Below are 9,384 nucleotides of genomic sequence, written 5' to 3'. Positions count from 1 at the left end.
TGCGCCAGGGCGAGGTCCACGTGAGTCTAGTGGCGGGCTACAGTACGGCCAAGACGGGCCGATACACTTCCCTACGGAGGATATGCCCATGCGAACCCTTTTCCTCGCGCTGCTGGCGCTGAGTGTTACCGGCTGCACCAGCTGGTCGATGAACTATCACCTGAACAACGCCTACCGCGCGTACAAGAGCGGCGACTGCCAGCGCGTGCAACTGGAGCTGTCCGAGACCGAGCGCAAGGCCCGCGCGCGGCCGTGGATCCAGCCGGAAATCTCCATGCTGCGCGGGCAGTGCCTGGAGCGTGAGAAGTTCTACGTCGACGCGGCGCAGACCTACCAGTTCATCATCGCCCGCTACCCCACCAGCGAGTATGCTTACCGGGCCAAGGCACGCCTGGAGACACTGCGTCTCAACGGTCGGCTGCCCGGCGATTCGCGTACCTACCCGGCTACCCCCTGACCGCCGGTCGGTGGCGAACTTGAGCCAGGCCGCTAGCTGGCTAATCTCTTGAGTGCTTTGTGCAAGGAGGTACGAATGCGCGCCCTGTGGCTTTGCGCCTGGTGTTTCCCCCTGCTCGCTTCGGCGGATATCTACCGCTGGACCGACGCTCAGGGAAAGGTGCACTTCAGCGAAACACCACCGCCAGGGGCGCAACGCGTCGAGGTCAAGCCGCAGGTTGTCGAACGTGACGCGGCGACCCGCGAGCGGGAGGAACGTACCCGCCGCTTCTACGATGCGCGTCGAGATGAAAGCGCGGCCGCGCAGAGCCAGGCGGCGCAGCAGCAGGCCAAGCTGGACCAGCAGTGTGCGAAGTGGCGTCATGACCTGGAGTCGCTCAGTCATGGCGGGCGCTACTTCTCGCAGGACGGCAGTGGCGACAGGACTTACTACAGCGATGCACAGATCGACGCCGCTCGTCAGGCGCTTAGCGCACGACTGGCGGAAGGTTGTCGTTAGGACTGGCCCCCGGCGGGCAGCATCGTCATACTGGACGATATCTCATAGCGAAACGCCATTATGCGTCATCAACGACATATCGAGCGCCATCAGCTGCCCTACTACCTGAAGGTGTTCAACAGCATCACCGACAAACCGATGGGTTACCTGGGCAACGTGTCGCTGGACGGGCTGCTCCTCATCAGCCAGCTGCCGATGCTGGTGGGTGGCCGCTTCGAAATGCGCCTGAAGATCCCGGGGCATGACGGCAAGCTGCAGCTGATCGAGTTCGCCGCCACCTGCCAGTGGTGCCGCGAAGACGTCAATCCGGGCAACTACGATTCGGGCTTCAGCCTGGCGGCGGCGCCGACGGAGTACGTCGAACTGGTCGACGCGCTGCGCCGTTATTTCAGTTTTCGCCGGCAGGTGGAGTCGGTCTGAAGCGCAGGACGCGCTGACCGATCTGCTCGGTGTGGGACGCCAGGGAGTCGGTGTCCGGTCGTGGCGCGCTGTTACAGCGCGCCAGCCTTCTTCCAGCCCAGGTAACGGCTGATCAGTTCCGGCCCCAGCTGGCTCGGCCGCGCGTCGAGCACCGGTACGCCATGGGCTGCCAGCTTTTCGTGCAGGCCGGCGCGGGCGTTCAGGTAATCCACCGCACCGCAGTACGCCAGGGCTTCCTCGAAACCTTCCACCGGCGCCTGGCGCAGGCGGTCCAGCACTTCCTCGCGCAGGCTCGCGACGAGCACACGGTGCTGGCGTCCGAGGCGCTTCACCGCGGCCACCAGTTCCTCGTCATCCTCGTCGCGCAGGTTGGTCACTATCACCACCAGCGCGCGGCGGCGCTGGTGCGTCAGCACGGCTTGCACGGCCGCCGGGTAGTCCGCCGGGCGCTGGCTGCTGCGCAGGTCGTAGACGCTGTTGAGCAGGGCGGTGAGCTGGGCGCTGCCCTTGGCCGGCGGCAGGTGGCGCGGTTGATCGCCGGCGAAGGTCATCAGGCCCACGGCGTCGCCCTGGCGCAGGGCGACGTAGGCCAGCAGCAGGCTGGCATTGAGCGAATGGTCGAAGTGCGAGAGGTCGCCGTCGTGGCTGCGCATGCGCCGGCCGCAGTCGAGCAGGAAGAGAATCTGCTGGTCGCGTTCGTCCTGGTATTCGCGGGCGATGGGCGTGCGCTTGCGTGCGGTGGCCTTCCAGTCGATCTGCCGCAGGGTGTCGCCGTCGCGGAACTCGCGCAACTGGTGGAAATCCAGGCCCAGGCCACGCCGCTGCCCGGAGCGCACGCCGATGCGGTTGAGCCAGTGGTCCACGGCCATCAGCTCGGCGCCGTAGAGGCGGGCGAAGTCCGGGTAGACGCGGGTTTCGTCGCGCTGTTCCAGGTAGCGCCGGCCCTTCCACAGACGCAGTGGGCTGGACAACTCGATCTCGCAGCGCTGGAAGACGAAATGCCCGCGGGACAGCGGGCGCACGCGGTAGCCCAGTTCAGTCTGTTCACCGGGGAGCAGTTCCACGGTCTGCGGCAGGTATTCGAACTCCATGCCGGCCGGCAGGTGGTCGAACACCGTGACGCGTTGTGGCTGGGCGTAGCGGTGATGGAACTGCAGACGTATCTCGCTCCAGCGGCCCAGCGGCAGGTTGCCGCTCAGTTGGCGGCGTAGCTCGGGCGAGGGCGTGCGGCGCAGCCAGAGCGCATCGGCCAGCGCCAGCAGGAGGAGCGCGCAGAGCGCCCCCCACCAGAGGCGGCCGAGCAGTGCCGATCCCGAGTCCAGGGCCTCGGCCGCGCCGAGGGCGATGGCAATCGCCAGCAGGGCGCCGAGCAACGCGAGGAGCGCGCGCGATGGCTTCATACGCGCGGCGCCGGTACCTGGTCGAGCAGTTGTTGCAGCACCTGGTCCACCGACAGGCCTTCGATTTCCAGTTCCGGCGACAGGCGCACGCGATGGCGCAGCACGGCCAGGGCGCTGCCTTTCACGTCGTCCGGAATCACGAAGTCGCCACTGCGCAGCAGGGCGCGGGCTCGCGCGCAACGCACCAGGGCGATGGATGCACGCGGGCCGGCGCCCAGTGCCAGGCCCGGCCAGTTGCGGGTGGTACGGGCGATACGCACGGCGTAGTCGAGCACTTGGTCATCGATGGGCAGGTCGGCAGCGATCTTCTGCAGCGCCAGCACGTCCTTGTCCTTGAGCAGGGCGCGCATGGGCGCCACGTCGAGCATGTCGCTGCGCGCCGAGCGGGTGACCTGGCGCACCAGGGTCTGTTCCTCGGCCTCCAGCGGATAGTCGATGCGCAGCTTGAGCATGAAGCGGTCGAGCTCGGCTTCGGGCAGCGGGTAGGTGCCTTCCTGCTCGATGGGGTTCTGCGTGGCCAGCACCATGAACGGCTGCGGCACCGGCAGGGCGCGGCCTTCGAGGGTGACCTGGCGCTCCTGCATCACTTCCAGCAGCGCGGCCTGGGTCTTGGCCGGGGCGCGGTTGATTTCGTCGGCCAGCAGCAGGTGGGTGAACACCGGTCCCTTGCGCAGCTTGAACTGCTCGGTGGCGAGGTCGTACACGGCGTGGCCGGTGACGTCGCTGGGCATCAGGTCGGGGGTGAACTGGATGCGCGCGAAGCCGCCGTCGAAGCAGCGGGCGAGGGCGCGCACCAGCAGCGTCTTGCCCAGGCCGGGCACACCTTCGATGAGCACATGGCCGCCGGCGAGCAGGGCGGTGAGCACGTCGTCGATTACGGCCTGCTGGCCGATCAGGGCCTTCTGCAATTCGTGGCGCAGCGCCTGGGCCAGCTGGCTGGCGCGCTGGCGCTGGGCGGCGGCATTGGGGGCGGTGGTGCTGGAGGGTTCAGGCGTCTGTTCGCTCATAGGGCATTCCTGAGGCTTTGCAGGTGCGCGACCTGGCGGGTGAATTCGGCGACGGTCATGCGCTGTTGCGGATAGGGGCGCATGGCCTGGCTGATGGCGCTGACCGACATGCGCGTCATGCGGCCCAGAGCTTGCCATTGTTCGGCGACCGGCAGGCGGTCGAAGCCGGGCTGGCGCTGCCGCGCCCGGCGCATCACATCTCGTTGCAGGCCTTGCAGCAGGGCAAGCTGGCCGCGCTGGCGGAGGATGAAGTCGGCGCCGGCGCGCAGGTGTTCTTCCAGTTGCCGACGGCTGCGGTCCGGATTGGGCTGCTGCGGGCCCTGGCGCAGGCCATTGCGCCAGAGCAGCAGTGCCAGCAACAGGGCGGCAGCCAGCAGTGCCTGCGGGAAATAGCGCATCAGCAGGGTCATGAGGCTGGTGCCGTCGGCGCGGTAGACCAGGGTAACGGCGCTGTCCTGGGCCAGGTACCAGAGCAGCCAGGCGTTGTCGTAGGCGTCGAGTTCGCCGTTCTGCCAGATCCAGTTGTCGGTGAGCACGGTGATCAAGCCCTGGCCCCGCTGCAGTTGCAGCAGGTGGGTGGAGTCGGCGCTGTTGGCCCAGGCGTAGGCGAGGTTCTTCGAATCGAACAGGTGATAGTCGGTGTCGAAGTCGATATAGGCCGGGGCCTTCTCGTTCTCCAGGTAGAGCTTGGTCAGGTTCGGGTAGGGATCGGCTTCTGCATCGGCCTTGTCGGTAGTGCCGGAGGTCTGGTCCGGGTGCTCGTGTTCCACTTCTGCCTTGCCGGTATCGTCGTCCGCGCGGTCCTCGGATGGGACTGCAGTCTGCTCGTCGGACTGAGTGGATTTCTCCTCCTCCTTGTCCTTCAGGTCGGCCGTGAGGAATTGCTGGACGCCCAGTTGATCCAGCAACAGGTCGCCACTCTTGCCTTCATCCTCGTCCCACAGGCTTTCGGCGGTGACGATGAGGTGGCCGCCGCGGCTGGCCCAGTCGAGCAGGCGGGCGTTCTGCGTCGGCGTGACGTTCTCGCGGGTGCCCAGCAGGATCAGGGTCTGGCCCTTGCTCGGCAGCTGGTCCAGCACTTCCATGCCGCGGGCGGTGGTGACGCGGATGCCGCGGCCACGCAGGTACATCTCGGCGGCAAGGTAGGGGTTGGCGCGGGCCTCCGGGGAGGCGCCGTGCTCGACGGTCTCGGTGTAGGGCTCCAGGTTGCGGTACAGGTAGTAGCCGATGCCGCCGAGCACCAGCAGGACGAGCAGTACCAGCAGGGCGAGGTTGCCGCGCTTCATGCCCGCACCTCGTTACCGAACAGGTGGCGCCATTCGCCGCACAGCTGCTGCTTGAGTTCGGCCCGCGGCGGGCGGTGCCCGTAAGCGAGCGCCTGCCACTGCTGGGTCAGGCTGCGGGCGAAATTGTCCAGCGGCGGGTCGTTGAGGTCGGCCACGCGTACAAGGACTTCCCCTTCGGTGGTGGACTCGCGCAGGGGCACGCGAAAATCGTGCAGCAGGCGGCTGAGCAGGGCGCGATAGAGCAGGCCGAGGGCGGCGCGTGGTTGCTCGTCCCACAGGTGCTCGGCCTCGCTGGCGACGTCACTGGGCAGGGTTTCCGGCGCCAGGTCCAGCCCGAACAGCACGCTGGGGGCTTCGCGGCGCGGCGCCTGCGGCAGGCCGATGCGCCCGACGAACAACCGCAGCCATTGCCGATACCGCCAGATGACCAGGGCGATGACGGTGAACAACAGGCCCCAGAGCAGTACCTCGATGCCCTGCGCGGCGAACTTGAAGGCCTTCCAGTTCTCCAGCGCTTCGAAGAAACTCTTCAGGCGTTTGGCGTCATTCGGGTCTGCCGGCTTTTCCTCTTTCTTGTCTTCGCTCAGGCGCCAGCCGGTGACCTTCTCGCTGTTCTTGAAGGGCGGCGCGGCGAGGATCCTTTCCGCGGCGCTGCGCGAGTCCTCGCTGTTGAGTTTCTGTTGGGTCAGCCGCGCACCCTGCGGGCCGTCGGGGTTCTGGTCGGGCAACGGGCAACTCTGGCTGGCCTTGCCGCCCGCTTCCGCGCCGGCCGCCAGCGCGTCATGGGCCGGCAGTAGCGCGAAGGCGCCGGCCACCACCAGCAGGAGGGCATAGGCGCTGCCGATCAGGCGCTGGCGCAGGCGACGGAACACCAGTTCGATGTCCCAGGCTTCCAGTTCGGTGCGGCGGTTGAGGTAAAGGGTGAAGCCGCAGGCGACGTACACCGGTTCCCAGACAATCAGTAGCAGGGCGTAGACCAGGTTGCTGATGTGCTCGAGCCACACCCAGTCGCCTTCGGCGGCGCTGATCAGCGACTTCCATTCCCAGTCTTCCACCCACTGGTTCGGCAGCATCAGGTACATCAGCGTGGTCAGGCCCAGCCACAGCGCCAGTTCGAAATGCATGCCGACGATGGTCAGCCAGGTGGCCCCGCCCGCGTTGCGCTGGCCGAGCACCACCAGGCGCTGGCTGCGAGCCTGGCCCTTGAGGCCTTCGAGCTGCAGCACCGGCAGGTCGAAACTGCGGGTCGGGCTCAGCCGTCGCCAGAGCAGGCTGGGCAGCAGCTGTGACTTGAGCAGTCCGGGGAAGGCCCTGAGCGCTTCCTTGAGCGTCGGCGTGTCGCCGAACAGCGAGCGCGAGAGGATGTACAGCGGCAGGCGTTCGAAGGCGGGCTTGAGCCACCAGAAGATCAGTATCGCCCAGCTGGAGTAGTTCCACAGCAGCACGGAGAGCAGCACGAACACCGGCAGCGTGACGATGGCCCAGCTGGCCATCAGCACACCGGCGTGGCGGCGCGCCAGGAGAATGCCCAGGTCCAGTGCCTCCCAGGCGCTGCGCGGGCGAATGGCGACGCTGGCGTCAGTCAGGCGCATGACGCCTCCGTCCGGCAAGGAGGAAGTAGCTGCCCACCAGCAGCCACAGGCAGGCGCCGACGATGTACTTCACGGTGGCGGAGAAATGCGTGACGGAGGACCAGTAGCCCTCGACGAAAGCGGCGATCAGCAGCATCAGGATCACCCCGCCGATCAACTGCACGGCGCGGGCGGCGGCCTGGCGCAGGGCTTCCAGGCGGCTCAGGCGGCCGGGGGCGAGCAGCGCCCAGCCGAGCTTGAGGCCAGCGCCGCCGGCGAAGGTGATGGCGGTCAGCTCGAAGGCACCGTGGCCAATGACGAAGGACCAGAAGGTCTCGATGTAGCCGACCTGGGTCAGGTGGCCGGCCACCGTGCCGATGATCAGGCCGTTGAACAGCAGGAAGAACAGGCTGCCGACGCAGAACAGCAGGCCGCTGGCAAAGGTCTGAAAGGCGATGCCGATGTTGTTCATGATGTAGTGGCCGAACATTTTCCAGTCATCGCCGGCGTCGCGCGTGCTCATGGGGCCCAGGCGCGTGGTGTCCGGCGAGTACATCGACTCCATCTCGGCCACTCGCTCCGGTGCCATGACGCTGTAGACCAGGTCGGGGAAGTGGTAGACGAGCACGCCCATCAGCAGCAGGCTGCCGTAGAACAGCAGGCTGGCGATGGCGATGCAGCGCCACTCCTCGCGCACCAGGCGCGGAAAGCCGGCGACCAGGAAACCGAGGATGCGCGCGCCCAGATGGCTGCGGTGCCGATAGAACTGCTGGTGGCCACGCATGGCGAGCTGCTGCAACTGGTCGATCAGGTGGCTGCTGTAGCCGCGCTCCTGGGCCAGGGCGAGCTGCTGGCAGATACGCCGGTAATCGGCGGCGAACTCGTCGGGCTTCTCGCTCGGTTCCTGGCGCTTGCCGCTTTCCAGTTGTTCCAGGCGCTTGGCGAAGCGTTTCCAGCTGCCCTGGTGGCGTTGTTCGAAGAAGGCCTGCTTCATGGGTGGCCCGTCCCGTTACCGAGCAGGCCGCTGGCGATGCGATTCAGGCGGGCCTCCGCCTGTTCCGGGGCGATGCCCAGCGGTTGCGCCAGAATGCCGGCCAGTTCCTCGCGGCGGGCGGCGGAGAGTTGCGTGCCGCGTTCGGCAAAGCTCATCAGTGCGCGTTGCTCTTCCAGCTTCAGCGGCCAGGGCGCCAGTTCGGGCGCAGCCTCTGACACCTGCGGGCGGCTTGGCGGCGGGTCGCGGTAGATCACCAGGGTGCCGGCGGCGAGATCCCCCAGGCGCTTGAAGGCCGAGTTGGACAGGCAGCTGAGCAGCCCGAGCGTGTAGGCGAACGGCAGGATATCGGCGAAGCGCAGCAGGTTGCGCAGCAGCGAGGCGGACCAGCCGATTGGCGTGCCGTCGTCGTGTACCACGCGCAGGCCCATCATCTGCTTGCCGGGCGAGCGGCCCTGGTTGAGCACTTCGAACAGCACCATGTACCACCAGGTCATGACGAAGGTGAGGATCAGCCCGAGGCCGGTGCCCAGTTCGCCGAGGAAGGCCAGCAGCATGAACAGCGCCAGCATCAGCAGGATGCGGATACCCAGGTCGATCAGGTAGGCGAGGGCGCGGGGGACGACACCGGCGGGACGCAGCAGCAGATCGATGCCTTCCGGAGTCTCCACGTGGTAGCGGGTGTCCAGGACGGGGGCATGGGAAGACGCTTGGGATGAAAGGTCTGCTGGGCTCAAGGGAAACCGCTGTCGATGGCTGAGAGCCAGATGCTAGCCAGCGCGGTGCGGCGAGGCAACCACGCTGGCAGGCTCAGGCCGGATTGATCACTTGGCCGGTGGCAGCACACCGAAGATGGTGCGATACAGCACGCCGATGGCGACGATCAACCACGGCATCACCCAGATCAGCGCGATACCCAGGGTCAGGGTGCTGAGCATGAACAGCAGGCCGAACACCAGCAGCAGGCCGAAGACCTTGAACCAGTGCTGGCTGATGGCCTTGCGCGAGGCTTCCAGCGCCGCCCAGGGCGACAGGCCGCGCTCGACCACCAGCGGGATGGCGAGCATGTAGGCGATGCTCAGGTAGATGCCCGGCAGCACGAAGAGGAAGTAGCCGACGCAGATCAGGAGGGTGCTGAGCAGCACGCAGACGACCACCTGGAAGGTGCGGCCGAAGTGGCTGAAGACTTCGTTGAAGCGCAGCGGTTGGTCGGCGGCGCGGCGGATACCGAGCATGTTCACGCCCGCCAGCAGCGGGTAGCACACGGCGGTGGCGACGAAGCTCAGGACGATGGAGCCGATGAAGAAGGCCACCAGCGCACCGACCGCCATGCCGCCGGCGGCTTCGCTATCGCCGAGCAGGCCCATCCCGGCGATGCCGGCGACACCGACCACGGTGAGGAACAGGCTGAGCAGGTTGACCAGGGCGAAGATCGCCGCATAGAAGACCACGAAGCCGCCAATGATCAGCCCCTTGGTGCCTTTGGTGCGGCGCCAGGATTCGCCCAGCAGTTCGTTGATGCTGAAGTTGTAACCGCGGCTCAGCGCCTCGGCGACGGAGGGAACGGCGCCCTGGGCTGCGCTCGGTTCGAGGTTGCTCAGTGGAGCGCTGTAGGGATTTTGTGCTGCGAGGTCTTGCATGAGGAAAGTCCTTTCCAGTGGGGTGTCCTTGCGACGGCCATCATAAAGGCGCGGGCTGGCTAGGTGCCAGCGAGGCGTTTTGGAAGTGTGGTCGGCAGCACTGTTAGACTGCGA

At 66.8% G+C, this 9,384-nt stretch carries 9 protein-coding genes and 1 pseudogene; 3 read left to right on the top strand and 7 right to left on the bottom strand.

The genetic code is table 11. From position 1 onward, the window contains the following. Positions 1–88: 88 nt before the first annotated feature. The 3 genes from LDJ84_RS24855 (at position 89) to LDJ84_RS24845 (ending at position 1,375) form a co-directional block, all read left to right on the top strand. Positions 89–457, top strand: a complete 369-nt coding sequence (locus LDJ84_RS24855; RefSeq protein WP_024762630.1) for a lipoprotein — start codon at positions 89–91, stop codon at positions 455–457. Between the two features lie 75 nt (positions 458–532). After that, a complete protein-coding gene (locus tag LDJ84_RS24850; RefSeq protein WP_024762631.1) occupies positions 533–955 on the top strand; it encodes a DUF4124 domain-containing protein in 423 nt (140 codons plus the stop codon). Positions 956–1,015: 60 nt separating this feature from the next. Continuing rightward, on the top strand, positions 1,016–1,375 hold the full coding sequence (locus tag LDJ84_RS24845; protein ID WP_024762632.1) for a PilZ domain-containing protein: 360 nt from the start codon (positions 1,016–1,018) through the stop codon (positions 1,373–1,375). 71 nt (positions 1,376–1,446) lie between these two features. Here LDJ84_RS24845 and LDJ84_RS24840 read toward each other — a convergent pair whose 3' ends face one another. The 7 genes and pseudogenes from LDJ84_RS24840 to LDJ84_RS24810 form a co-directional block, all read right to left on the bottom strand. After that, on the bottom strand, positions 1,447–2,775 hold the full coding sequence (locus LDJ84_RS24840; protein ID WP_084358727.1) for a DUF58 domain-containing protein: 1,329 nt from the start codon (positions 2,773–2,775) through the stop codon (positions 1,447–1,449). After that, positions 2,772–3,782, bottom strand: a complete 1,011-nt coding sequence (locus LDJ84_RS24835; RefSeq protein WP_038803565.1) for an AAA family ATPase — start codon at positions 3,780–3,782, stop codon at positions 2,772–2,774. The genes LDJ84_RS24840 and LDJ84_RS24835 overlap by 4 nt, the downstream gene beginning before the upstream one ends. Beyond that, positions 3,779–5,068, bottom strand: coding sequence for a DUF4350 domain-containing protein (locus LDJ84_RS24830; RefSeq protein ID WP_226045561.1), 1,290 nt, complete (start codon positions 5,066–5,068; stop codon positions 3,779–3,781). Before LDJ84_RS24830 ends, LDJ84_RS24835 begins: the two co-directional genes overlap by 4 nt. Continuing rightward, positions 5,065–6,660, bottom strand: coding sequence for a DUF4129 domain-containing protein (locus tag LDJ84_RS24825; RefSeq protein WP_226045560.1), 1,596 nt, complete (start codon positions 6,658–6,660; stop codon positions 5,065–5,067). Before LDJ84_RS24825 ends, LDJ84_RS24830 begins: the two co-directional genes overlap by 4 nt. Beyond that, positions 6,647–7,633 carry a stage II sporulation protein M gene (locus LDJ84_RS24820; RefSeq protein WP_226045559.1) on the bottom strand — a complete coding sequence of 329 codons (987 nt, stop codon included), beginning with the start codon at positions 7,631–7,633 and terminating at the stop codon, positions 6,647–6,649. Before LDJ84_RS24820 ends, LDJ84_RS24825 begins: the two co-directional genes overlap by 14 nt. Continuing rightward, positions 7,630–8,347, bottom strand: a pseudogene (locus LDJ84_RS24815) (RDD family protein). Before LDJ84_RS24815 ends, LDJ84_RS24820 begins: the two are co-directional and overlap by 4 nt. A 107-nt stretch (positions 8,348–8,454) precedes the next feature. Further along, on the bottom strand, positions 8,455–9,270 hold the full coding sequence (locus LDJ84_RS24810; RefSeq protein WP_226045558.1) for a DUF975 family protein: 816 nt from the start codon (positions 9,268–9,270) through the stop codon (positions 8,455–8,457). Positions 9,271–9,384 lie beyond the last annotated feature (114 nt).

Origin of the sequence: Pseudomonas sp. HS-18 (assembly GCF_020401845.1) — a bacterium.
GTDB lineage: Bacteria > Pseudomonadota > Gammaproteobacteria > Pseudomonadales > Pseudomonadaceae > Pseudomonas > Pseudomonas nitroreducens.
The sequence above is the reverse complement of the archived record's forward strand: the minus strand, read 5'-3'. Positions and strand labels throughout refer to the sequence as shown.